This is a genomic window from Mesorhizobium sp. RCAM 05104 (assembly GCF_059683645.1).
In genome coordinates this window covers 4,425,359-4,449,399 of the sequence record NZ_CM185033.1, presented here as the reverse complement: position 1 = coordinate 4,449,399, position 24,041 = coordinate 4,425,359, and the positions used below count along the sequence as shown (strand labels likewise).

At 63.0% G+C, this 24,041-nt stretch carries 27 protein-coding genes; 12 read left to right on the top strand and 15 right to left on the bottom strand.

Translation table 11 applies throughout. The features are described 5' to 3' along the window. Window positions 1-181 precede the first annotated feature (181 nt). Window positions 182-1,750, top strand: a complete 1,569-nt coding sequence (locus AC56QP_RS21810; protein WP_489858115.1) for an alkaline phosphatase family protein — start codon at window positions 182-184, stop codon at window positions 1,748-1,750. A gap of 38 nt (window positions 1,751-1,788) precedes the next feature. Here the strand turns inward: AC56QP_RS21810 and AC56QP_RS21805 are convergent, their stop codons facing one another. Beyond that, a complete protein-coding gene (locus AC56QP_RS21805; protein WP_489858116.1) occupies window positions 1,789-3,111 on the bottom strand; it encodes a PRC-barrel domain-containing protein in 1,323 nt (440 codons plus the stop codon). A gap of 286 nt (window positions 3,112-3,397) precedes the next feature. On the opposite strand from AC56QP_RS21805, the gene AC56QP_RS21800 reads away from it, so the two are divergent. Continuing rightward, window positions 3,398-4,318 carry a diacylglycerol/lipid kinase family protein gene (locus AC56QP_RS21800; RefSeq protein WP_489858117.1) on the top strand — a complete coding sequence of 307 codons (921 nt, stop codon included), beginning with the start codon at window positions 3,398-3,400 and terminating at the stop codon, window positions 4,316-4,318. A 29-nt stretch (window positions 4,319-4,347) separates the two neighbouring features. On the opposite strand, the gene AC56QP_RS21795 is transcribed toward AC56QP_RS21800, so the two are convergent. Then, on the bottom strand, window positions 4,348-4,521 hold the full coding sequence (locus AC56QP_RS21795; RefSeq protein ID WP_489858118.1) for a hypothetical protein: 174 nt from the start codon (window positions 4,519-4,521) through the stop codon (window positions 4,348-4,350). A 160-nt stretch (window positions 4,522-4,681) separates the two neighbouring features. Here AC56QP_RS21795 and AC56QP_RS21790 point away from each other — a divergent pair, with 160 nt between their 5' ends. Further along, window positions 4,682-6,214 carry a sensor histidine kinase gene (locus AC56QP_RS21790; RefSeq protein WP_489858119.1) on the top strand — a complete coding sequence of 511 codons (1,533 nt, stop codon included), beginning with the start codon at window positions 4,682-4,684 and terminating at the stop codon, window positions 6,212-6,214. Between the two features lie 83 nt (window positions 6,215-6,297). Here AC56QP_RS21790 and AC56QP_RS21785 read toward each other — a convergent pair whose 3' ends face one another. The 3 genes from AC56QP_RS21785 to AC56QP_RS21775 all read right to left on the bottom strand — a co-directional run bounded on the left by AC56QP_RS21785 (window position 6,298) and on the right by AC56QP_RS21775 (window position 7,984). After that, a complete protein-coding gene (locus AC56QP_RS21785) occupies window positions 6,298-6,756 on the bottom strand; it encodes a hypothetical protein (RefSeq protein ID WP_489858120.1) in 459 nt (152 codons plus the stop codon). A gap of 8 nt (window positions 6,757-6,764) precedes the next feature. Next, window positions 6,765-7,091, bottom strand: a complete 327-nt coding sequence (locus tag AC56QP_RS21780) for an ElaB/YgaM/YqjD family protein (protein WP_489858121.1) — start codon at window positions 7,089-7,091, stop codon at window positions 6,765-6,767. A gap of 131 nt (window positions 7,092-7,222) precedes the next feature. Continuing rightward, complete coding sequence (locus AC56QP_RS21775; RefSeq protein ID WP_489858122.1) at window positions 7,223-7,984, bottom strand: Crp/Fnr family transcriptional regulator; 762 nt, start codon at window positions 7,982-7,984, stop codon at window positions 7,223-7,225. 159 nt (window positions 7,985-8,143) lie between these two features. Here AC56QP_RS21775 and AC56QP_RS21770 point away from each other — a divergent pair, with 159 nt between their 5' ends. After that, window positions 8,144-8,524: a response regulator gene (locus AC56QP_RS21770; RefSeq protein WP_489858123.1), complete on the top strand. Its 381-nt coding sequence runs from the start codon at window positions 8,144-8,146 to the stop codon at window positions 8,522-8,524. A gap of 21 nt (window positions 8,525-8,545) precedes the next feature. Here the strand turns inward: AC56QP_RS21770 and AC56QP_RS21765 are convergent, their stop codons facing one another. Further along, window positions 8,546-9,097, bottom strand: coding sequence for a sigma-70 family RNA polymerase sigma factor (locus AC56QP_RS21765; RefSeq protein ID WP_091578588.1), 552 nt, complete (start codon window positions 9,095-9,097; stop codon window positions 8,546-8,548). 3 nt (window positions 9,098-9,100) lie between these two features. Beyond that, a complete protein-coding gene (locus AC56QP_RS21760) occupies window positions 9,101-9,304 on the bottom strand; it encodes a NepR family anti-sigma factor (RefSeq protein WP_091578589.1) in 204 nt (67 codons plus the stop codon). A 225-nt stretch (window positions 9,305-9,529) separates the two neighbouring features. Here AC56QP_RS21760 and AC56QP_RS21755 point away from each other — a divergent pair, with 225 nt between their 5' ends. The 6 genes from AC56QP_RS21755 (at window position 9,530) to AC56QP_RS21730 (ending at window position 13,039) form a co-directional block, all read left to right on the top strand. Next, window positions 9,530-10,324, top strand: a complete 795-nt coding sequence (locus AC56QP_RS21755) for a response regulator (RefSeq protein ID WP_489858124.1) — start codon at window positions 9,530-9,532, stop codon at window positions 10,322-10,324. A gap of 220 nt (window positions 10,325-10,544) precedes the next feature. After that, complete coding sequence (locus AC56QP_RS21750) at window positions 10,545-10,712, top strand: DUF1328 domain-containing protein (protein WP_091578592.1); 168 nt, start codon at window positions 10,545-10,547, stop codon at window positions 10,710-10,712. 181 nt (window positions 10,713-10,893) lie between these two features. Next, a complete protein-coding gene (locus AC56QP_RS21745) occupies window positions 10,894-11,940 on the top strand; it encodes a sensor histidine kinase (protein WP_489858125.1) in 1,047 nt (348 codons plus the stop codon). A 130-nt stretch (window positions 11,941-12,070) separates the two neighbouring features. Beyond that, window positions 12,071-12,250, top strand: a complete 180-nt coding sequence (locus tag AC56QP_RS21740; protein ID WP_489858126.1) for a hypothetical protein — start codon at window positions 12,071-12,073, stop codon at window positions 12,248-12,250. Between the two features lie 130 nt (window positions 12,251-12,380). Continuing rightward, complete coding sequence (locus AC56QP_RS21735; RefSeq protein ID WP_489858127.1) at window positions 12,381-12,707, top strand: hypothetical protein; 327 nt, start codon at window positions 12,381-12,383, stop codon at window positions 12,705-12,707. An 83-nt stretch (window positions 12,708-12,790) separates the two neighbouring features. Continuing rightward, window positions 12,791-13,039, top strand: a complete 249-nt coding sequence (locus AC56QP_RS21730) for a YMGG-like glycine zipper-containing protein (protein ID WP_489858128.1) — start codon at window positions 12,791-12,793, stop codon at window positions 13,037-13,039. Window positions 13,040-13,136: 97 nt separating this feature from the next. On the opposite strand, the gene AC56QP_RS21725 is transcribed toward AC56QP_RS21730, so the two are convergent. From AC56QP_RS21725 to xylF, 4 genes are all read right to left on the bottom strand, one after another. Then, entirely contained in the window at window positions 13,137-14,759 is a 1,623-nt protein-coding gene (locus AC56QP_RS21725; RefSeq protein ID WP_489858129.1) for a CHASE domain-containing protein, read from the bottom strand. A 138-nt stretch (window positions 14,760-14,897) separates the two neighbouring features. Continuing rightward, a complete protein-coding gene (locus tag AC56QP_RS21720) occupies window positions 14,898-15,695 on the bottom strand; it encodes an ATP-binding cassette domain-containing protein (protein ID WP_256752616.1) in 798 nt (265 codons plus the stop codon). 15 nt (window positions 15,696-15,710) lie between these two features. Continuing rightward, window positions 15,711-17,063, bottom strand: coding sequence for a sugar ABC transporter permease (locus AC56QP_RS21715; protein ID WP_489858130.1), 1,353 nt, complete (start codon window positions 17,061-17,063; stop codon window positions 15,711-15,713). Between the two features lie 144 nt (window positions 17,064-17,207). Further along, the gene (xylF, locus tag AC56QP_RS21710; RefSeq protein WP_269907680.1) at window positions 17,208-18,248 is read right to left on the bottom strand and encodes a D-xylose ABC transporter substrate-binding protein; all 1,041 of its coding nucleotides are present in this window, start codon (window positions 18,246-18,248) and stop codon (window positions 17,208-17,210) included. Between the two features lie 349 nt (window positions 18,249-18,597). Between xylF and AC56QP_RS21705 the strand changes: the two genes are divergently transcribed. Both AC56QP_RS21705 and AC56QP_RS21700 read left to right on the top strand, forming a co-directional pair. Then, complete coding sequence (locus AC56QP_RS21705) at window positions 18,598-19,842, top strand: ROK family protein (RefSeq protein WP_489858131.1); 1,245 nt, start codon at window positions 18,598-18,600, stop codon at window positions 19,840-19,842. 179 nt (window positions 19,843-20,021) lie between these two features. After that, window positions 20,022-20,933, top strand: a complete 912-nt coding sequence (locus AC56QP_RS21700; protein WP_489858132.1) for an agmatinase — start codon at window positions 20,022-20,024, stop codon at window positions 20,931-20,933. A gap of 13 nt (window positions 20,934-20,946) precedes the next feature. Here AC56QP_RS21700 and phoB read toward each other — a convergent pair whose 3' ends face one another. The 4 genes from phoB to pstA are packed head-to-tail and all read right to left on the bottom strand — an operon-like array spanning window position 20,947 to window position 24,040. Beyond that, the gene (phoB, locus tag AC56QP_RS21695) at window positions 20,947-21,636 is read right to left on the bottom strand and encodes a phosphate regulon transcriptional regulator PhoB (RefSeq protein ID WP_010911896.1); all 690 of its coding nucleotides are present in this window, start codon (window positions 21,634-21,636) and stop codon (window positions 20,947-20,949) included. A 19-nt stretch (window positions 21,637-21,655) separates the two neighbouring features. Then, window positions 21,656-22,363: a phosphate signaling complex protein PhoU gene (phoU, locus tag AC56QP_RS21690; protein WP_489858133.1), complete on the bottom strand. Its 708-nt coding sequence runs from the start codon at window positions 22,361-22,363 to the stop codon at window positions 21,656-21,658. A 25-nt stretch (window positions 22,364-22,388) separates the two neighbouring features. Then, window positions 22,389-23,192, bottom strand: coding sequence for a phosphate ABC transporter ATP-binding protein PstB (pstB, locus tag AC56QP_RS21685; protein ID WP_256752622.1), 804 nt, complete (start codon window positions 23,190-23,192; stop codon window positions 22,389-22,391). Continuing rightward, on the bottom strand, window positions 23,189-24,040 hold the full coding sequence (pstA, locus tag AC56QP_RS21680) for a phosphate ABC transporter permease PstA (protein WP_489858134.1): 852 nt from the start codon (window positions 24,038-24,040) through the stop codon (window positions 23,189-23,191). The genes pstB and pstA overlap by 4 nt, the downstream gene beginning before the upstream one ends. Window position 24,041: the final 1 nt, after the last annotated feature.

Sequence of the window (24,041 nt, the reverse complement as noted above, 5' to 3'; positions counted from 1 at the left end):
CGCCAATATGAGAACGCGACAGCTTGCGGCAAAGGCGGCAAACACAGAATGGACTGTGCTCACAAAGTGAACAATCAACATGAATTTGTTCACCATTTGACTAACAGGTCCAGGCTTGCGCCGACGCCAGAATTCGGTTCCATGAGCGGCGTTCGACCATGCAGGGATAAGGGTATCGCGAGTGACTGGAAATGGCAGGCGCCCGAATGTTCTCCTGATCACATGCGACCAGTGGCGCGGCGATTGCCTGTCGGTCGCCGGCCATCCGGTTGTGAAGACGCCGAATGCCGACGCGCTGGCCGCCGAGGGTGTGCTGTTCAGGCGGCACTATGGTGGCGCCGCGCCCTGCTCGCCGGCCCGCGCCTGCCTCTACACCGGCCTCTACCAGATGAACAACCGCGTCTGCCGCAACGGCACGCCGCTCGATGCCCGCCACGGCAACATCGCGCTGCATGCCCGGAGCCTCGGCTATGATCCGACGCTGTTCGGCTACACCGATGTGTCGCTCGACCCGCGCCTGCTGGCGCCCGGCGACCCTCGGCTGCAAAGCTATGAAGGCGTGCTGCCTGGATTCACGGTGCGCCAGTTGCTGCCCGAGCATCAGAAGCAGTGGCTGTCCTGGCTGAAGCAGCGGGGCATCGATACCAGCGCTGGATCTCCCGACATCCATCGCCCGGTGAACGACGGCGGCAAGGCCGATGCCAGGGTCAGCAACGCACCGCCCGTCTATTCCAGGGACGAGACCCCGGCCGCTTTTCTGACCGGCGAATTCTCTCGCTGGCTCGGCGAGCAGGAGCGGGCTGCACCGTGGTTCGCCCATCTTTCCTTCATCAGCCCGCACCCGCCCTTCATCGTGCCTGAGCCATACAACACCCTTTATGATCCCGCCGACGGTCCCGCCTTCCGGCGCGCGGCAAGTTGGCAGGCGGAGGCGGAGAACCATCCCTATCTCGCCTATGACCTCGGCCTGCAGAAGCGTGCGAAGTTCCGGCCTGGTGTCGCGGGCAAGGTGCATGATTGGAGCGACGACGACTTTCGCCGCATCCGCGCGATCTATTACGGCATGATCTCCGAAATGGACGCGCAGCTCGGCCGCATTTGGCAAGTGGTCAAGGCCGCTGGCGCGTGGCACGACACCATCATCGTGCTGACCTCCGACCATGCCGAGATGATGGGCGACCATTTCATGCTCGGCAAGGGCGGTTATTTCGACGGCAGCTACCACATTCCGCTGATCGTCCGCGACCCGCGTAAGGGCAACACCGCCGGCGCCAGCATCGATCGCTTCACCGAAGCGGTGGACATAGTGCCGACACTGCTCGACCTGCTCGGCGAGGATCCTGCGCCGCACCTCGACGGACATTCGCTGAAGCCGTTCATCGAGGGTGAGAAACCGGAAGGCTGGCGCGACGCCGCGCATTGGGAGTTCGACTTCCGCTCGGTCGCCGAAGGCGCGGCCGAGCGGCATTTCGGCATCGCATCACGCCAGTGCAACCTCGCCGTCGTGCGCACCGAAAAGTTCAAATATGTGCATTTCGGCGGCGGCCTGCCGCCGCTGCTGTTCGATCTGGAAAGAGACGCAGGTGAACTGAACAATCTCGCCGCCGACCCCGCGCATCTCGCCGTGCGGCTGGAATTCGCCGAGCGGCTGCTGGCCTGGCGGGCCGAACATCTCGACCAGTCGCTGGCGCTCGCCGAACTGACCGAACATGGGGTTGCCGGCTATGTCAGTAAGGCAATAGGGATTTAGGCAGTAGGCAGCTAGAGGGTTTGCCTACTGCCTACTGCCTACCGAACGATCAAGCGCTGCTGGTCGCGCTGCTGCGCGTAGCTGCCCTTGTCGTAGGCGGCCTGAGCCTCAAGCTGTTCCTTGGTGAAGGTCGTGTAGAGGTACTTGTTGCCGTCCTTGTCGGTCATGAATTTGAGGTTGTCCATGCCGACCGCGACCTCCTTCTCGCCGATGCCGAGGAATCCGCCGACATCGACGATCACCGCATCGGTTTTCTTGTCGGGCGTCAGTACGACATCACCGATCTCGCCGACCTTGGCGTCATTGGCGCCATAGACAGTCGTGCCCTTCAGGTCATCGCCGCGAATCTCACCAACAGGCATCTCGGTCAAGGTCGACTTGTCGATCGCTGCCGTCTGCGTCTGGTCGGGAGCCGAGGCATCAGGGGCAGCCGGAGCCTCAGCCGTCTTGCCGGCGGGACCCGTGGTGTCCAAGGGTGCAGCAGCCGGTGCGGTTGCTGCAGGCTCATTGGACGCCGTCGTTGCCGGCACCGGATCATAGGCCTTGCGGTTGAAGTCCGGCTGCGCCTGCAATTCTTCCTTGGTGGTCTGTGCCACCAGCCAACGGTCACCTTTTTTCTCGGCCCACTGAGCTTTGTCGAAATCATAGGCGACGTTCTTGGCGCCGAGGCCAAGGAAGCCGCCGACCCCTATGACCAGCGATTGCGCCTTGCCTTCCCTCGTCAGCACGATGTCGTTGACGCTGCCGATATTCTGCGCGTCATCGCCTGCGCCGTTGTAGACGGTTTCGCCGATGATGTTGGTGGCCAGATTGCCATCCGCACGCTTGACGGGCTCGGCCGTGGCCGCATTCATGTCGACGGGCTTCTGTGCGGTGTCCGTTGTCGCTGGCGCCGTCGGAGCCGTTGCATCAGTCGACGCCGCGGGCGCTGGCGCCGGGCCGTACGGCTTGCTGTCGAACTCGGGCTGCGCCGTCAACTCATCCTTGGTCGTCCGGGCAACCAACCAGCGGTCGCCGTTCTTCTCGGCCCACTGCAACTTGTCATAGTCGAAAGCGACATTCTTCGCTCCCACACCCAGAAAGCCGCCGACACCGATGACGACGGATTTCGCCATACCATCCTTGTCGAATACGACGTCGCTGACCTTGCCGATGTCCTCAGCGTCATCGCCGGTGCCATTATAGACGGATTCGCCGATGATGTTGGTGACGATGCTGCCTTCGGCGCGCGCTACTGGAGCAGCGGCCGGCTCCTGAACGGCAGGGGTCTGCGCCGGCGCCGGAGTGGTCGCATTCTGCGCATAGGCCCCGGTCGCGACCAGCGCTATGAGTGCTGTCGTGGCTAAAAGATTGCGGGTCATGATAGTCTCTCCTCGTGCGTGATTTCGTGCACGCCGCGCCCGGTTGAACTGTTGCTGGGGAGGTCGGACGCGGCATCTTGTACGAGTTCACAACGTCGTGACCATGCTGTTGTTCCGACAAAAACGCTGCCGGTTTCGCGACGAGAACGCGCGGCAGTTGAGCGCCGGCCGAAATACACGCCGCCGAATTGCAGGGCCGCCTCGGAACTTTTCCTCCTTTGCCGCGTTTCAGCCTGCGGCTGGGCGCGTCCCGGCCCCATTTGGGCTGACAAAGCGGAGCGGGGGCATGAGATTTGCAGCGGTGCTGAACCGGGACGGCGGCACCTTGCGCACCACCGACCTTGCCGCTTTCTCCGACAGGATGCATCAGACCCTGGAAACGGCGGGCCACTCTCTTGCCATTGATATTGTTACCGGCAAGGACGTGGTCGAAGCGCTCGACAATGCTGCTTCGCGCCGTTCCGTAGATGTCGTGCTGGCCGGTGGCGGAGACGGAACCATTTCCGCGGCAGCCGCCCGGCTGATGGGCAAGAAGAAGGCGCTTGCCATATTGCCGGCCGGCACCATGAACCTGTTCGCGCGCGGGCTCGGCATTCCGCAGTCCCTCGATGCCGCGCTGAAATCTTTTGCCGACGGCGAGATCATCGCGGTCGACATGGCCACGGCCAACGGCCGGCCCTTCGTCCACCAGTTCTCGATCGGCATGCATGCCAGGATGGTGCAACTGCGCCAGGGGATGGAATTCGGTTCGCGTCTCGGAAAGATCCGCGCTTCGGCCAAGGCAGCCTGGGCGACGATCAACAATCCACCGGCGATGAACGTGACGCTCCGCATAGGCGAAGCCGAGATGACGGCCCGCATAACCGGCATCGGCGTCACCAACAATCTGTTCGGCGAAGGCCACTTGCCTTACGCCGACAACCCGGCGGGTGGCGTGCTTGGCGTCTATGTCACGGTGGCGCGGCAGCGCGCCGAACTGGTCAAATTCGTCTTCAACGTGGCGCGCGGCAAGTGGCGCGACAACGAGCATGTCGAAATCCATCAGGCTGACCGAACAGTCCTGAAGATCCATTCAGGCATCAGGAAATTCCGCGCCGTCATGGACGGTGAACTGGTCAAGCTTGACCGTGAGACGACGATCGAGATCCAGCCTGGTGCATTGAATGTCCTGGTGCCGGCCAGCATCGCCGAGGCAAAGGCTGCCTGATGCGATCCGAACCCATCGCGGCCGACACCCTAGTTGCTGGGAGCATTGCCCTGCTGGGTCGTGTCCTTCTTGATCAACTCGCCATAAATTTCGGCGCCGCCCCAAGCGACGAAGGCCAGCAGCAACGCCGCGATCAGAATGCGCAGGCCGTGTCGGCCCCAACGTCCCTGACGGGCTTTGTCCTCAGGAATGATCTTGGTCATGGCTGGCCCTCGCATCGTTTCGCGCCAGCTGGCGCGTCCGGCAAAACAACATGGTCGGGTAACGGTTCCTCGCTACGATGGTTCCGGGCCAGCGGGCGGCTCGGGGCTGGCGGACCCGCGAGGCGGCGGCGAACACCACGACGGGGCATTGGGGACTTGGGTGAATAGCAGGACGCAGACAGCGCCGGGTTTGCCGGCCGAAGTTGCACGCGCGGTAAAGGACGAGGACCGGCTGGCCGTGTTGCACGGGCTGCAGATGCTGGACACGGCGGCCGACCCGGATTTCGACCGCATAGGCAGCCTTGCCGCCGCGGTGATGCGGGCACCTGTCGCTCTGGTCACGCTCGTCGACGTAGGACGGCAGTGGTTCAAGTCTTGCATCGGCCTGGACGAGACTGAAACCGCGACCAACATCTCCTTCTGCGCCCATGCGATCGCCGCTGGCGACGAGCCCATGGTGGTAGCCGATGCAACGATCGACCCACGTTTCAAGGCCAACCCGCTGGTCACCGGCAAGCATCATGTCCGCTTCTACGCGGGCGCGCCGATGATCGTGGCCGGCGTCCGGATCGGCACGCTGTGCGTGCTCGACCGCAAGCCGCATGCCTTTCCATCCCGCGCGAAGTTGGACCAGTTGAAGGCGCTCGCCGGCCTCGCAAGCAGCCTGTTCACCTTGAAGGACGCGACCCGCAGCGGCGCCATCGCCGAGGCGGCGCTGGCGCGCGAGGAGAAACGGCGCGCCATCGCGCTCGATGCGGCGTCGTTGGCCAGCTGGGCATGGGATATCCGCGGCGACGTCATCGAATGCGACACCTTGCTGCCGGAGCTGTTCAACCTGCCGCGCTCGAACCGGCTGCGGGCGCGCGACATCCTCACCGCCATCGATCCTCGCGACGTCTACCAGACCGAAACACGCTTTCGCGATGCCTTGACCGGCAGCGACGATTATTTCGGCGAATACCGGGTGAAGGGCTTTCATCCACCGCGGTGGCTCGCCACGCGCGGCCGTGTCATCGAGCGCGATGGCGACGGCAAGCCGACGCTGATTTTCGGCGTCAACTATGACATCACCGAGCGCAAGCTTGGCGACGAGCGACAACGGCTGCTGCTGCGTGAGCTCAACCACCGCGTCAAGAACACGCTGGCGACCGTCCAGGCGCTGGCGACGCAGACCGTGCGCCATGCCCGCCAACCGAAGGAGTTCCTCGAGGCCTTCAGCGCCCGGCTTCAGGCCCTCGGCATCGCCCACAACCTCTTGTCCGACCGCGAGTGGCGCGGCATCGGCATCCGCGAACTCGTCCAGATCGAGGTGAAGCCTTTCGACACCGCCGAGCAGCCGCGCATGACGATCTCCGGCGCCGACCTGTTGCTGTCGCCCGACCAGGCCGTCGGACTTGGCCTGATCCTGCATGAACTGGCCAGCAATGCGCTGCAATATGGCTCGCTGTCGGTGGCGTCCGGCAAGGTTGATCTGGACTGGAAGACGCAAGGCAGGAAGGGTGACAGACGCCTTGTGCTGACGTGGCGCGAAAGCGGTGGCCCTGAGGTTGCCCCGCCCGAGCGACACGGCTTCGGCTCGATCCTGATCCGCCGCAGCCTTGCCAAGGTCATCTCGAGCGAAGTGACGCATGAGTTCCGGCCGGAAGGCGTGTTTGCCGAAATATCCATGCCGTTGGAAGATCTGTCGAAGTGACGGACCTTCATCCCGAACTTTCATCCCGAAAAGTGGAAACCGGTTTTCGGGAAAGATCGTGGTCAACGAAGAACCCGGTGGCTTTATCTCCGTTCGCCGTCATCCGGATCATCGGGTTTCACGTTTTCGCGGTAGATGGCGTAGGCCACGAGCGCCGCCGCCGGCCCCAGAATGAGGCCGAGACCGGCTTTTCCCTTGAGCAGCGCCGGCAGCACGGCAAGCGCGGCTGTGATGCCGATCATCTTCATGTCGGCGTTGCGTCGTCTCGCCTCGCGGCGGCCGCGGGCGCCAGACATCAACTGATGGATCAACAGGATCAGCCCGGCGATGATCAGAAAGCCGGCGCCGAAGCCAAGCGCTGCAGCCAGCGATCCGTAGCGGGCCGCCGCCCAGATATAGGCGGCGCCGACCAGAAAGCCGAGACCGCAGAGCGCTGCCAGCGTGGCCAGCACATAGATGAGGGCCGCCGTGCGCGCACGGCGCATGGCGGCTGCGGTTTCACCCGAGGCGAAACCCGAGATCAGGGATACCAGCAGTCCCATCGGCGGGACTAGCGACGAGCGAGAAGCGCGAAGAGGAAGCCGACACCGGCGGCGATTGCCAGTGACGTTACCGGCTTTTCGCGCACGCTTGCCATCATCTGTGCTTCGATATCCTTGGCGTTGCTGCGCAGGCTGTCAAACGCGGCTTCGCCCTGGGCACGCAACTGCTCGACCCCTTCGGTGGCCGCGCGCCGGGCAGTGCCATAACCGTGCTCGCTGGTCTTGGCCAGTTGCTTGGTGAGCTTTTCGATATCGGCCTTCAACTGCCTGATATCGGCTTCGAGATCCGCACTCGCCTGGCCTTCGCTTGCGGTCTTCCCTGCGGTAGCTGCCATTGCTTAACTCCTTGTGATTGCTTGATTTCAAACGCACCGCACGTCTCAAGGTTCCGAGACCAGGACAAAGTAGCTGAAAACGCGAGCGCGCGCACCTGATGCGCCAACCCCTTGGCAAAAAAGGTGCTTCGTCAGATCAGCGGCCGGCGCACCTCGCCCAGCCCGTCCCAGCCGGCGAGCCTCTTGAGCCCTTCATTGTCGATGACCTCGCAACCGCCGTCACGCCAGACGACCAGCTTGCGATCCATCAGCTTGCGGATCGTCTTGTTGGTGTGAACCAGCGACAGGCCAAGCGTATCGGCGATGTGTTGCTGGGTGACCGGTATCTGAATGGATTGCTTGCCGTTCAGCCCGACGACCTTCGCCCGGCTGCTGATGAAGGCGATGAGATAGGCGGCACGCTCGATCGCGCTGCGCCGGCCGATGCTGAGCAGGTTCTCGTCCAGCATGCGCTCTTCGCGCGATGCGATCCAGGTGATGTCGTAGGCCAGCCCGGGGTGATTGCGGTAAAGCTCGTGGAGATGCTCGCGTTCGAAAACGCAAAGCAGCATCGGCGAAAGGGCTTCGACGGAATGCTGCATCTCGCCCATCACGCTGCCTTGGAGGCCGATCAGATCGCCGGGCATGAGATAGTTGAGGATCTGGCGGCGACCATCCCGCAACAGCTTGTAGCGGAACGCCCAGCCGGAGAGCACGGTGTAGAGATGGGCGCTATGGCTGCCCTCCACCAGCACCGTGGCACCCTTGTCGACGGAGAGTTCGCCCTTCTTGAATGTGCTGATGAAGGCCAGTTCCTGTTTTTCGAACTCGCGGAAAACCGGCAATGGCCGCAACGGGCATTTCTCGCAAGGATACTGGCGGCTGGAGACAGCGCGACCGTTCTGGCCCGACATTTCGACCCCTCTTCGAAAGCCCGCTCTTTGGAACAGAGAAGGGCTGAGTTTCAAACGCGTTGCAAGGATCGAGGTTCCGCTCTCGACCACATGTCTTTTTTAAATGACAGCTCGCCGAATAACGATCATGACTCCGTGTGTTTCAAGGAGTCTTTGCCTGTGCCCCCTTTGCTTGACGGATTGCGGATTCTGGTCCTGGAGGATGAATTTCTCATCGCCATGGATGTCGAGCAGCTTTGCCGCGACCATGGCGCGGGCGAGGTGGTGATCGCCCGCGATCTGGCCGAGATCGATGACCGGCAGGTCGCCACGCAATTCGACGCGGCCATCGTCGACCTCATGGTGGGCGGCACCTCGACACTCGATTTCGCCTCGGGCCTGCGCGCGGCGGGCGTCCCGTTCGTATTTGCTTCGGGCTATTCGGATGCCGATGAAATCAAGGCATCCTTTCCGGGCGTCAGGCTGGTCGGCAAACCCTATTCGGGTGAAGACCTCGTGCAAGCGGTCGCGACCGCCTGCGGGCTAAGCTCCGTTGATTGAAACCTGATCCCGCCTCCCAGGTCAGTGAGCCGGCGATCCCGTTACCTGGGCCGAAATCGCATCCGGACCATACTCGTCCTCGCCGGAGATCTTCAGGATCTCCTGCAATCGCGTGCGGGCCCGGCTGACACGGCTCTTGATCGTCCCGACCGCGCATCCGCAGATCTCGGCCGCCTCTTCGTAGGAAAAGCCCGACGCTCCGATGAGGATGATGGCTTCGCGCTGGTCTTCCGGCAATTGTTCGAGGGCGCCGCGAAAATCCTTCAGATCGAGCTGACCGTGCTGGGCCGGATGAACGGCGAGCCTGGCCGTCATGATGCCATCACTGTCCTGCACCTCGCGTCCGCGCTTGCGCATCTGCGAATAGAATTCATTGCGCAGGATGGTGAAAAGCCATGCCTTGATATTGGTGCCGGGCTGGAAGCTCTCATGCTTGTCCCAGGCCTTGACCAGCGTTTCCTGGACCAGGTCGTCGGCCTTGTCGGCATTCTGCGCCAGCGAGACGGCAAAGGCGCGCAGGCTCGGGATTGCCCCAAGCAGATCGGTCTTGAAGCCTTGGGAGACCGCTGCCATGCCTCAGTCCTTCTTCTGTGCGGGTTCGGCCTGTTCCAGTTGGCTGAGCAACTGGGCGAAGCGATCCGGCACATCGTCGGAGACCAGCTCGTCGTAGTATTGTTTGAGTTTGCGTCCGATTTCGGAGTTCGGCCCAAGTGGGTCGCCGGAACCATCCCGGCGCCTGCCCGCGACGCCAGCCAGAATATCTTTCGTCATATCCTTCATTTCGCCCTTGTATTCCCAGCACCCAAGCCGCTCATATCATTACTCAACACAACGCCAGCGGCATCATCGTCTGGTCGCCCATCCCGACCTCAAACGCCGTCCCGGCGCATTAGTTCCATGCAAGGCCGGAACTTTCTCGCGCAACCCGCGTTGTTTGCTCGGGGCTTGCAATCAGCTTGACCTGCAACCTATGCAATCACGTCATTCTGAGGGAGACGTCTTACCATGAGCTTATCCGCCACCATCGCACCAAACCTGCCGTTTCTGCGCCGCTTCTCGCGGGCTGTTTCCGGATCGCAGGAGAGTGGTGACGCGCTGGTCGCCGCGATGCTCGAAGCCATCATCGCCGATGTCGACATTTTTCCCGAGGCATCGAACGACCGCATCGCGTTATACAAGGTTTTCGCCAAGCTTTTTACATCGGTGGCCATTCGCGTTCCGCAGGAGCAGGCGCAATCGGCATGGGAACAGCGTGCCGCGGCCAATCTGAATGCGCTCGCACCGCGTCCCCGCCAGGCCTTCCTGCTCGTGGCCGTCGAGGGTTTCACGGAGGATGAGGCAGCCGAGATCCTCGATGTCGGCGACCAGGAGTTTTCAGAGCTGCTTGCCCAGGCAAGCAACGAGATTTCCCGTCAGGTGGCAACCGACGTGCTTATCATCGAGGATGAACCGCTGATCGCCATGGACATAGAAGAGATGGTCGAGAGCCTCGGCCATCGCGTCGTCGGCACGGCACGCACCCATGCCGAGGCGGTGACGATGTTCGGCAAGATGCGGCCGAAGATGGTGCTGGCCGACATCCAGCTCGCCGACGGCAGCTCGGGCATCGAGGCCGTGAACGAAATCCTGTCATCGACTTCGGTTCCGGTCATCTTCATCACCGCGTTTCCCGAGCGTCTCTTGACCGGTGAGCGCCCCGAACCGGCCTTTCTGGTCACCAAGCCGTTCAATCCCGATATGGTCAAGGCGCTGATCAGCCAGGCGCTTTTCTTCGATCGCCAGGCAAAAGCCGCCGCATAGCGCGCAGGGCGTTGTCCGTAGCAACGCCCCCGTTTGCCGAACACCCGTAGAAGCGAACCACGCAGCCGAAGCCAGGCAATAGGCTGCTGTGTGGTCGCGTGAACCCGCACATGATCTTTATCTCGGCACCACGGCTCCTCGGGGGTCGTCTTTTTCGGCAAATGGTGGAACAAACCGCATCTATCCACGTTTTTATCGCACCATTCGAAGGAGATGGATCATGCTCTACTGGGCGCTCGTATTTCTCGTCGTGGCGATCATCGCCGGCGCGCTTGGTTTCGGCGGCATCGCCGGCACGTCGGCCGGTATAGCCCAGATACTGTTCTTCATCTTTCTCGCCTTCCTGATCATCTCGCTTCTCGCCGGCCTGTTCAAGCGGGCGTCATAACGAGAGGGCGACCGAACACTGGAAGCCGCACCCCTCAAACGGCTTCCAGCCACCGCCGGGCGGTATCCTGCAAAGGGCACCGCTCGGCGGACTGCTTTTTGCGGGCGGGTTTTCGGGAAACCTCTTTTGGGAACCCATTTGACGGTGAGCCGTTCAGCCTGACTGGGTGGACAGGTTGACGATGCATTCCAAGACCGGAGACGTGAAAGACGACGCGCAGGGCAATGACGTCATCGCCCTGCATCCCGCCGAGACTGGCATGCAGCTTGGCCGGGCTCTGCTCCACGCGTTGCACAATGCCGGCATTTCCGTTCTCTATCAGGATCGCGAAATGAAAACCGTATGGGCGCGCAATATGCGCGCACCCTGGGTTTCCGAAACCGCTGACGGCAGTGGCGCCTTGCCGGCGGCGCAGGCCGATCGCATCGGCACCGCCAAGCGCGAGGTCATCGCATCCGGCAATCCGCAACGCCTCGAAATCAGTGTTCCCGCCGAAGACGGCTTTCGCTGGTTTCAGGTGTGGGTCGACGCCGACCATGGCGATGGCGGCTCGGTGCAGGGTGTCGTCACCACCATGGTCGAAACAACCGAGCAGAAACGCCGTGAGCAGACCCTGACGACGCTGTTGCGCGAAGTCAGTCATCGTTCGAAGAACCTGTTGGCGATCATTCAGAGCATAGCCACCCAGACCGGGCGCTACTCTGACGGCATCACTGATTTCCTGACACGCTTTCGCGGCCGGCTGCAATCGCTGGCCTCGTCCCAGGATCTGGTAACCTCCTCCAACTGGCGAGGCGCGGCACTTCACGAACTGGTGTCGGGCCAAGTCGGCAGGAACGGGGTGGATCCGTCGCACGGCCTGCGCTTCCGCGGGGCAAATCCCTATCTCAATCCCAACGCCGCTCTCCATATCGGCCTTGCCATGCATGAGCTCGCCGTCAATTCGGTCAGCTATGGCGCCCTGTCGCGGGCGAACGGCTTCGTCGAAGTTACGGCCGATCTGACGGCCGCGGCCGGCGGCACCGCGCTGGCGTTGACATGGGCCGAAGCGATTGGAGCAGAAGCGATAGGAGCCAACGACACCGAGCGCAACCAGAAGCGCTTCGGCAGCGTCGCGCTCGAGCGTGTCGTGCCCGCGTCCCTGAACGGAACGGCGACCCTTGAGATAGAGCCGGGCCGCCTCGAATATCGCCTTGTCGTTCCGCACGGCAATTTCGAGACGGAATGAGCGCCGGCGCTCGCCAGTTGGTTAACCGGCTGTTCACCATGAAAGCAGATGCTGTTTTTCCCAGGGACCGCTGGAACCTGCAGCGTCGCCGAACATTGCCGCAGCAGCATGACGGTGTGGGAGGAATGCCTTGACGGTTGGCGACATGAACAGACTGGAGCAGGCCGCTCGTGTTTCGATGGGCGAGTTTCAGGACCCTGAAGCATCCGCGCCGCCGCTAGCTCCTGCTCCTCACGTCTCGCTGCGCCTTATCGCTTTGGTTCTGGCCGCGGTGATCGTCGCGGTCATCCTGCTCCCGCTGGCGTACTGAAGGTCCAATCCGCCACCCTGCCGTGCGGCGGCGCCCACGGCCCTGCGCACCTCTTAATTCGCTGGACAGCCCGATGGCACAGGAACTTTGGCGACCATGGACCGTTACTATGGCGAGAGGACATGTCGCCATGGAACACATCGCTGCATTGTTGCTGGTCATCGGTTGCTCGAACACGATGGCCGACTGCCACGAATTGCCGGTGCCTGTAAGCGTTTTCGCAACAGCCGACCAATGCGTCGCCGAGCGGCCGTTCGCCATGGGCGACGTGCAAGGGCAGGCTGAGCACATCATCGCCAAATGCCTTGCCGTCGACCCGGCGCTGGAAGACGACTACGATCAGATCGTCTGGAACGTGCGTCCGGACGGCACGCTCGACGCTTCTCTGGCAATTTCCGACCTGGTGATGGCGTCGAACGGAGCGCGCACAGAAAAAGACTATCTTCGCCAACAATAAATTCCAGCAGCAAAGGCCGATATTTCGTGCTAAATGGCGGCTGGCACTTGCTAAAGTGAGGACACAAAGTGAGGAGTGACTCTATGCGGAAGATGATTATTGCCATGGTTGCGGTGGCCGCTCTCAGCGGCTGCACCACGACCGAGCAGGACGTGGTTGGCGGCGGCTTGATCGGCGCCGGTGTCGGCGGCCTCGTCGGCGGCGGCAAGGGCGCGCTGATCGGTGCGGCTGTCGGTGCCGGGTCCGGTCTGCTGGTGCGCAACCTGCGCAATGGCTATTGCGTGTATCGCTACCGCGACGGCAGGGGAACCTACCGAGCCCGCTGCAACTAGTTCAGCGATCATCGAAACGTCGACCCGGAGACCGGCCTTGCCGTCTCCGGGTTTTCACGGCCGGACGCCATGGTCGTCGATGCCGGCTAACAGGTTTTCAACCCGTTAGTGGAATTCTTATTTCCACGTTCAGCCCATTGGCTTGAAAATCGCGCTTGATCGTGCCGCGCAGCTCTCGCGTGACGTTCAGGTCGATCAGCTTGGTGCCGAAGCCGGTATTGGCCGGCGCTTCGAGTTTCTTGTGCCCGGTTTCCCGCCAATTGAGGGCAAGAACCCTCTCGCTTCCGCGCCCTTCGAGTGACCAGTCGACCTTGAGCGCGCCAACCGAATTGCCGGCTTCGCCATATTTCAACGCATTCGTCGCCAGTTCGTGGAACGTGAGGCCGAGCGCCTGCGTCGTGGTTTCGTCGAGCAGCACCTCCGGCCCCGACAACAGTCCTTCGGGCAGTTCCTTGCCGAACACCTGACCAAGTTCGATGCGCAGCAGATCGCCGAGATCGGCCTTCTGCCAGCGGGAGCGCGTCAGCATGTCCTGGGACGCCGCCATCGCCTGCAGCCTGGCCGAGAAGGATGATGAAAATTCGTTGACGTCTGTGGCCCGCGAAGCCGTCTGGCGCGCGATCGCCAGCACCCGGGTGATCGAATTCTTGATGCGATGCTTCATCTCCTGCAGCATCAGGTCTTTTTCGATCAGGCTCTTTTCGGTCGTTTCGTGCAGGCGCGAGGCCGCCTCATAGGCCCGCTCCTGGTAGCGCGCCACCAGCGCGATAGCGCCCGCCAGCAGCAGCCCGAACAGTCCCAGCATCACCGGAATGGCCCTCGACGACGGCTGCGAGAAGGCGCTTGTCGGCCGGAACAGGACGGTCCACGGCCGGCCGGCCACCACGATCTTGCGGGTGACGAGCAGCCTGTCGCCGAAGGAGGAAGCCGGCGGCGTCTCCGAGCGGAACAAGAGCTTGTCGCCATCCGCCGCGCCGTCATAGATTTCGGTGTTGACCGGCAGCAGCGGCGAGCGGCTGAGCGCGATCTGGAACAGGTCACGGGCCCGAAACGCCGCATAGAGAAAGCCGGCAGTCGAGGATCTCGACGCATTGATGACATCGGGTGCGGTCTCGACATTCAGCCGCACGAAAACCAGGAAGCCGGTGAAGGTCTGCGCGGCGCCCGTACCCTGCCCCAGTTGCACCAGCCCGCTGGCGTGCTGCTGATCGTCGGACATTGCCTTTTTGATCGCTTCGCGCCGCACCGGTTCGGTGAACATGTCGTAGCCGATACTGGTCTGGTTGGACGGATCAAGCGGTTCGAAAAGCACGATGGGCGCACGCCAGGGCTGTGTCGTGTCCGGATAGACCGAATGGCTGACGCCATGGTCGTGCAGCATGTCGCGTTCGATCGCCGCCTCGTCGCCCGCCTTGACGAGTCTGAGAAAGCCGATGCCACGCAAGCCGGCAAAATTGTTGTCGACATCCAGCGCGTTGAAGAACGCCTTGAACTCGTTCTGCGAGATGTCGCCGTTGCGGGCGTCGAACAGGGCCTGCGTCGAACGCAGCAGTGACAGGTGCAGGTCGATTCGGCTCTCGATCCGGTTGAGTGCGTCGTCGGCCGCCGCTTCGAACTTGATGCGGGCGGCCTCCTGCGTCGCGAAATAGGCAAACCCCGCCATCGTCATGCTGATCAGCGCAACGGCGATGAACGCGACGATTGGGAAAAGCTTCTTCAACGGATGACGCGGTCCCTGAGCGATATCGGACCTTTATGGGCAACTCGTCCTGCCAACACAATGGCAAGGCCAAGCCATCCTGACGGCTGGCACATCACGTGTGCGGCAACCAGCGGCCGGCCGCGGATGGGACCGGCTCTAGGCGGCGATCTTCAAGGCGCCCGGTCCGGGAATGGCGCCGGGAGGGCATTTGCCCAGAATGATCATGCCAAGCACCTCGTCCTGGGTCACGTCGGTGGTGCGGGCGGTGCCGACGACCTGGCCGTTCTTCATGACGCAGACCCGGTCGGCAAGGTCGAACACATCGTGGATGTCGTGACTGATCAGGAAGATGCCGATGCCGTCGGACTTGAGCTGCTTGACCAGTTCGCCGACCTGCGCGGTTTCCTGCGGACCGAGTGCCGCCGTCGGTTCGTCCATGATCAGGATGCGCGCGTTGAACAGGATCGCGCGCGCGATCGCCACCGACTGCCGCTGTCCGCCCGACAGCTTGATGACCGGCTCCTTGAAGCGCTGGAAGCGGGGATTGAGCCGGCCCATCACCTTGCGCGCCTCGGCTTCCATGGCAACGTCGTCGAGCGTGCCCCAGGCGGTCATCAGCTCGCGGCCAAGGAACAGATTGGCGGCGGCGTCGACATTGTCGGCCAGCGCCAGCGTCTGGTAGATCGTCTCGATGCCGTATCTCTTGGCGTCGCGCGGGTTGGAGATCGATGCCTCCTCGCCATTGACGAAGATATGCCCTGAGTCGCGCTTGTAGGCGCCGGACAGGATCTTGATCAATGTCGACTTGCCGGCGCCGTTGTGGCCGAGCAGCGCCACGACCTCGCCGGGGAAAAGATCGATCGAGGCGTCGTCGACGGCGCGAATGCCGCCGAAGGCGATCGAGATGTTGCGCATATCGATCAGCGGCGTGCCGGCGGGAGCGGTCTTGTCCATGGTCGCTTCTCCTCCCTAAACGCGTTTGCGATAGACGGTGTCGAGCCAGACGGCGATGACCAGCACGGCGCCGACGACGATGCTCTGCAGCGGCGAGTCGACGCCAAGCAACACCATGCCGGACTGCAGCGACTGCATCAGCAGCGCGCCAAGCATGGCGCCGATGATCGTTCCCGAACCGCCGGCAAGCGACGTGCCGCCAATGACGGCAGCGGCGATGACCAGCAGTTCGTCGAGCGTGCCGAGCACGTTGGTCGATGAATTCTGTCGCGCCGAGGAGATCGCCGCGGCAACCGTCGCCAGCACGCCCATGATCATGAACACCTTCATGGTGATCCAGCGCGTGTTGATGCCGGCGAGGTTGGCGGCCTCCGGATTGCCGCCGATGGCAAAGACATAGCGGCCGAAACGGGTGCGGTTGGTGATGAAGGTCATGATCAGGCCGACGGCGATCGCCATCAGCACCGGTATGGCGATGCCATGGGCGATGAACAGGCCGCCTTCGGGAACGGTGATGTTGTTGGCGGCCGCGTATCTGTTCACGATGCCGATCGGCCAGGGATAGGAATTGGCGAGCCACACGGCGCCCATGATGACGGCGCAGGTGACCACGCCAAGCAGCGTCTCAGCCCAGATCGGACGCAGCGGAAAACGAAACCGCTTACGCTGCACCCGCCCGTTGAACAGCGCAAACACCACCGCAAGGCACGCGACGATGCCGACGATCCAGCTCCACGTCGCGCCGATCGATCCCGCCGGACCGCCGCCCATCAGCTGGAAGGTGGCGTCAAGCGGCGCCACCGTCTGGCCGCTGGTGACCCACCAGGCGGCACCGCGCCAGACCAGCAGGCCGCCCAGCGTGACGATGAAGGCCGGCACCTCGAGATAGGCGATTATGAAGCCCTGGAAGGCCCCGATCAACAGGCCGAGCGCCAGGCCGATGACCAGCGCCAGGACCCATATCCAGGGATTGCCGAGTTCGAGCCCGACAAACCGCACCAGGAAATGCACCTGCGCAAAGCCCATCACCATGCCGATCAGCCCCTCGGCGGAGCCGACCGACAGGTCGATGTTGCGCATTACGATGACCAGCACCATGCCGCAGGCCATGATGGCGACCGCCGATGTCTGCACCGACAGGTTCCACAGATTGCGCGGCGTGAGAAAGGTACGGCTGTCGAAATCGAGCGGATTGACGCCGAGGCGCAGGCTGGAAATGACATGCAGCCCGGTCCAGATCAGCAGCAGGGCGCCGATCATGCCGAGCATGCGGGTGTCGATCTCGGTTGCCTTGAGAAACCGGGCGACCACGCCGAGCTCCGACGCACGCGCGATGTCGGCCTGCGGGTTGGACGTCGTGTCGGTCATGATTTCCTCCCACCGGCTGGCCGTCTGACGCGGATGCCGTAAGCAGCCTAGAAGCTATCCGCACGATGCGGAAACACAAATCTTTTTGAGAAAACGCCGCGGCTTTGGGCCGCGGCGTTGATATCGAGCAGGAACAGGCCCGGCTTAATTGCAGGCAGCGACGGTGCCGGCGGCAACGCCCGCGCAGACCTCATCCTTCTTGATCCAGCCGGCGTCGATGACGACGTTGAGATTGTCCTTGGTGATGGCAACCGGGGTCAGGAACAGCGACTTGACGGTGTTGCCGCCCGGCGTCGTGAAATCCTTCACGCCGGCGATGTCGGTCATCTTCTTGCCGTCGGCCAGCTGCGATGCGATCTCGGCGGCATTCTTGCCGAGTTCGCGCGCGTCCTTCCAGACCGACACGGTCTGGGTGCCGAGCGCGATACGGTTCAGCGCGGCGTGGTCGCCGTCCTGACCCGACACCGGCACGGTGCCGGCCAGACCCTGCGCCGTCAGCGCCGCGACGACGCCGCCGGCGGTGCCGTCATTGGCCGCGACCACGGCATCGACCTTGTTGTCGTTGGCGGTGAGGAACTGTTCCATGTTCTTCTGGGCGTTGGCGGGCAGCCAGCCGTCCGTATAGGCCTCGCCGACATTCTTGATCTTGCCGCTGTCGATGGCTTCCTTGAGCACTTCCATTGAGCCCGAGAACAGGAAGTCGGCATTCGGATCGGCACCGGAGCCCTTGATGAAGACATAGTTGCCTTCCGGCTTGACCTTGAACACTTCGCGGGCCTGCATGCGGCCAACTTCCTTGTTGTCGAAGGTCAGGTAGAAGACATCCTTGTTCTCGATCAGACGGTCATAGCCGACGACCGGAATGCCTTCGTCCAGTGCCTTCTGCACCGCCGGGCCGATGGCCGAGGCATCCTGCGCCAGGATGATCAGCGAGTTGGCGCCCTGCGAGATCAGGCTCTCGACATCGGTAAGCTGCTTGCCGGGATTGGACTGCGCGTCGGCGGAGATATACTTGTCGCCGGCGGCCGCGATCGCCGCCTTCATGGCGGCCTCGTCCGTCTTCCAGCGCTCTTCCTGGAAGTTGGACCACGAAACGCCGATGACCTTGTCCTTCGCCTGCGCGACCGACGCGAGCGTCAGCGACATGGCGACACCCGCCAGGATGGCGGCTGTGAATCTCTTCATGTTATCCTCCCTGCGCCGCGTATGGCGCGACCAAACTGACCCGAAGGCCGGCACACAGGCTCTTTTTTCGAGCCTCGAAAAAATACTGATCCAACACCGGAACGCTGTCAACATCGATTCTGATGGATTTTGATGTCTCTCGGAATTTTTTTCGAGCCTCGGAATAAATAATGACAGAATAATTCGCTTCTGCCAGTATTTGGCTGGCGCGTGTCGCCCAAGGGTGGGCAGCGGTTTCGGGACGACGACAGGCGCGGGAATGACGACCTGGGGCGCGACGCGCTTCAGGCTTCGCCGACGCCTTCGGAGGGCACGAAAGGCCGCGGCGACCGGGAGGATGTGAGAAAGCATGTCGGTCGGAATCCGCCACGACGATTTGCGCCGGCGCAACCGGGCAATGGTGATTGCGGCCGTGCGCCGCGCCGGACAGCCGTCACGCACCGAGATCGCCGCGACCACGGGCCTCTCCCACTCGACCATATCGGCGATTTCCTCCGACCTGATCGGCGAAGGCATCCTGGCCGAGAGCAAGCCGAGCGAGCCCGCTTCGCTGAAACGCGGCCGGCCACAGGTCGGCCTCAGCCTCAATCCGGAAGCCGCGGCGGTGATGACCGTGGTGCTGTCTCTGAACTTCCTGTCCGTCGCCGTCATCGACTATGCCGGCCAGGTGATATCGGAGGAACAGCGCCGGCTGGAGACGCTGACGATGTCGCGCGACGCGCTTATCGGTGAATGCGTCGCCATCGTGCGACGCCGTCTCGAAGACCCCGATCTTGATGTCCGCAGCGTCGCCCGCATCGCGCTGGCCATCCAGGGCATTACCGACACCCGTGCTCGCGCCATGCTGTGGTCGCCGATCACGCCGCACACCGACATCGCCTTCGCCGACATCCTCGAGGACGAGTTCGGCATCCCCGCCACCATGGAGAACGACTGCAACATGATGGCGGTGGCGTTGCGCTGGCGCGATCCGCAGCGCTACCGTGATGACTTCATCGCCATCCTGCTCTCGCACGGCATCGGCATGGGCCTGGTGCTGAAGGGTCAGTTGTTCACCGGCACCCATTCCTCGGGCGGCGAGTTCGGTCACATGATCCACCAGCCGAGGGGCGCGCTCTGCCGCTGTGGGCGACGCGGCTGCGTCGAGGCCTATGCCGGCAACTACGCCATCTGGCGCAACGCAAGGCAGCTGGGCGAGGACACCGAGCCGGTTGCCGATGTCAGCGACGCAGACATGCGCGCTCTGGCAGCCGCGGCCCGCGACAGCGCGGGGCCCGAGCGTGAAGCCTATCGCAAGGCCGGCGAAGCGCTCGGCTACGGCCTCGGCAGCCTGTTCGCGCTGATCGATCCGGCACCCGTCGCCATGGTCGGTGTCAGCGCCGCGGCCTTCGACCTGATCGAGCCGGCATTGCGCGAGGCCATAGCCCAGACCGCCGGAGGCCAGCATTCGGAATCGATTTCCTTCGACACCGAGCCGAACGAACTGCCGCTGATCCGCGAAGGCTGCGCCATGCGCGCGCTGACCTTCGTCGACCAGGAGATTTTCGCACCGGGCGCGCAAGCACGAACGGGCGCCGGAAAGAACGTTGCCTGAGGATCAGCGCATATTCTGAACGACCGGTCGACCTGAACCGGGCTTCACGATGGGTATGATGTCAGTTAGGCGCGCCAACTGTTAGGATGCTGTCTAATTCGACACGCCCAGCCAATGCTCATCATCCCGCACCCTCAACACTGAAATTTCAGCTAAACCATCATCAGGACCACCAAGAAATGACCGCCTCGCCTCCCTTTCTCGGCTTTCCCGATTGGCTTGCCGATGGCCGTATCCCGCGCGCGGTGATCTTCGGAGCCGGCCACGGCAGCACCTATCCCGGCGAGGACAGCCGCGGCTATGCCTTGGCCGCCGACGCCATCCGCGTTGCGAGTCAGGGCGATGCCACGCTCGTCGAGCACTGGGATTTCGATCTCGGCGGCCCGCTGTTCGACGGCAAGCCGGTCTGCTGCATCGACACCGGCGACATCCCGACCACCATGCATGACAATACCGGCAACAGGGCTCGAATCCAGGCGAAAACGCGTCAGGTTCTGGCATTGCCGGCCGTACCGATCCTGCTCGGCGGCGACGATTCCGTGCCCATCCCCTTCCTCGCCGGCTTTGCGGATCACGGGCCGGTCTGGATCCTGCAGATCGACGCCCATATCGACTGGCGCGACGAGGTGCATGGCGAGCGCTACGGCTATTCGAACCCGATGCGCCGCGCGAGCGAGATGCCGCATGTCGCCGGCATCGTGCAGGTCGGCATCCGTGGCGTTGGCAGCGCGCGCCTCACCGAAATCGAAGCGGCACGGCGCTATGGCAGCCGCCTTGTAACGGCCCGCGAGGTTCACGCCCAGGGCGTCGAAGCCGCTCTCCGGCATATTCCGGAAGGGGCGCGGGTCGTCGTAACCCTCGACTGCGACGGCCTCGATCCCGGCATCATGCCGGGCGTGGCGGCGCGTTCGCCCGGCGGCCTCACCTACACCCAGGTGATCGATCTGATCGCGGGCCTCGGCAGGCGGGCCAGGATCGCGGGATTCGACCTTGTCGAACTCTATCCTCCCGCCGACATTGACAGCCTGTCGGCCCTGACCGCGGCGCGCCTTCTCGTCAATGTGATCGGCACCGTCGTCCGGCAGGTTTGAGCCCGGACTGTCCCTAGTCTTCCCTGATCGCGTAACCCGCCCCGCGGATCGTGCGGATGACATCGGGCATGCGGCCATTGTTGACCGCCTTGCGCAACCGGCCGACATGCACGTCCACCGTGCGCTCGTCGATATAGATTGTCTCGCCCCAGACATTGTCGAGCAGCTGGCTGCGCGAGAAGACGCGGCCAGGGTGGCGCATCATGAATTCCAGCAGGCGGAATTCGGTCGGTCCGAGCCGGATCTCGCTCTTCTTGCGATAGACCCGGTGCGACTCACGATCGAGCACGATGTCGCCAACCTTGAGCACGCTGGACAGCACTTCCGGCTTGGCGCGGCGCAGCAGCGCCTTGACCCTGGCCATGAACTCCGGTGTCGAGAACGGCTTGACCAGATAATCGTCGGCGCCTGTCGAAAGGCCGCGCACGCGATCGCTCTCCTCGCCACGCGCGGTCAGCATGATTATCGGCAGCCGCTCGGTCTCGGGGCGCATTCTCAGCCGCCGGCAGAGTTCGATGCCGGAAACCGCCGGCACCATCCAGTCCAGCACCAGAAGGTCGGGGACGTTCTCCTGCAGCCGGATCTCGGCCTCGTCGCCGCGCGTCACCACCTCGACCTGGTAACCCTCTGACTCCAGATTGTAGCGGAGCAGCACACCCAGCGGCTCCTCGTCCTCCACCACCATGATGCGTGGCGCGATCATCGGCTGCTCACCCCTGTCGTCATGCCGCCGGCGCGGACATTGCCGTCTCGTCCTGCTTCGGGCGATTGGCGGGCAGCTGCGTGCCGGTCAAAACATAATACGCATTCTCGGCGATGTTGGTCACGTGATCGCCGATGCGTTCGAGGTTCTTGGCGCAGAACAACAGATGCGTGCACGCGGTGATGTTGCGCGGATCCTCCATCATGTAGGTCAGGAGTTCGCGGAACACGGACGTGTACTTGACGTCGATGCGTTCGTCGTCGTTCCTGAGCTTGGCCAGCGCCGCCGCGTCGGCGGCGGCATATTCCTCGATCACACCCTGCACCTGGATCAGCACCAGTTGCGCCATCGCATCGATCGAGTGCGAAAGGTCGCGAGGCGTGACGCTGAGGCCAACGGTGCCGACGCGTTTGGCTATGTTCTTGGCAAGATCGCCGATGCGTTCGAGGTCGCCGGCCATGCGGATCGAACCGACGACATGGCGCAGATCGTCGGCCATCGGCTGACGCTTGGCGATCAATGTGATGGCGCGGTCGTCGAGTTCGCGCTGGCGCGCGTCCATGATCGCGTCGTCGGAGACAACGCGCTGTGCCAGGGCGTTGTCGGAATTCAAAAGCGCCTTGGTCGCGCCGCCGACCATCGAGCCGGCGAGATCGCCCATATCGCTGATGAGCCTGCTGATCTGTCCGAGATCCTCGTCGAAAGAAGCGACTGTATGTTCGCCCATGATCTTAGTCCTCGTATGTCTGAGCTCAGCCGAAGCGGCCGGTGATGTAGTCCTGCGTGCGCTTCTCGCGGGGCGACGTGAAGATCTTCTCGGTGCGGTCGAATTCGACCAGTTCGCCCAGATACATGAAGGCGGTCTGCTTCGAGACGCGTGCCGCCTGCTGCATGTTGTGGGTGACGATGACGATCGTGTAGTCGGCCTGCAACTCGTCGATCAGCTCTTCGATCTTGGCGGTCGACAGCGGATCGAGCGCCGAAGCCGGCTCGTCGAGCAGGATGACTTCCGGCTTCACCGCCACGGTGCGGGCGATGCAGAGCCGCTGCTGCTGGCCGCCCGAAAGACTGAGGCCGCTGGCGTTGAGCTTGTCCTTGACCTCGGTCCACAGCGCGGCGCGCTTGAGCGCCTGCTCGACACGGCCGTCCATCTCGGACTTGCTGATCTTCTCATAGAGCCTGACGCCGAAAGCGATGTTCTCATAGATCGACATCGGAAATGGCGTCGGCTTCTGGAACACCATGCCGATCTTGGTCCGCAGCAGGTTGAGATCCTGCGACCGGTCAAGGATATTCTGACCGTCGAGCAGCACCTGGCCCTCGGCGGTCTGTTTCGGGTAGAGCTCGTAGATGCGGTTGAAGACGCGCAGCAGCGTCGACTTTCCGCAGCCCGAGGGCCCGATGAAGGCGGTGACGCTGCGCTCGGGCAGCGACAGGGTGATACCCTTGAGCGCCTTGCTCTGACCGTAGTAAAAGTTGAGGTTCTTGACCTCGATCTTGGCTTTGGCGGTTGCCTCGGCGGCGATCGTCATGTCTGGAGACAACATCTGACTCATTTGTCCTCTCTGCGTCCGGTCAGGCTGCGAGCAAAGATGCTGAGCGCGAGAACCGTCAATGTGATTATGAGTGCGCCGGTCCAGGCCAGTTGCTGCCATTCCTCGTAAGGACTGAGAGCGAACTGGAAGATGGTCACCGGCAGGCTGGCCATCGGCGCGTTGAGATTGCTCGACCAGAACTGGTTGTTGAGCGCTGTAAAGAGCAGTGGCGCGGTCTCGCCCGAAATACGGGCGATCGACAGCAATATGCCTGTGACGATACCGGAAAGAGCGGCGCGGTAGGCCACCGACTTGATGACAACCCAGCGCGGCGCGCCGATCGCGGTGCCGGCTTCGCGCAAGGCGTTCGGCACCAGGTTGAGCATGTCTTCGGTGGTGCGCACGACGACCGGAATGACCAGGATGGCGAGTGCGACAGAACCGGCAAGGGCCGAGAAATGCCCCATCGGCCGCACCATCAGTTCGTAGACGAACAGGCCGATGATGATCGACGGCGCCGACAGCAGGATGTCGTTGATGAAACGCACCACCGTGGTGAGTTTTGAGAAGCGGCCGTATTCGGCCATGTAGGTTCCTGCAAGCACGCCGATTGGCGTGCCGACGATGACGGCGATGACCGTCATCACCACGCTGCCGTAGATGGCGTTGAGCAACCCACCGGCGTCGCCGGGTGGCGGCGTCATCTGCGTGAAGACGTCGAGGGACAGGCCGGCGGTGCCCTTGTAGACCAGCGCGCCGAGGATGAGCGCCAGCCAGGCAAGTCCGATGCCCGCGGCGATGACGCACAGCGTCATCATCACGGCATTCTTCCTCTTGCGGCTCTGGTGAAGCGATGAGGCTGTCGACATC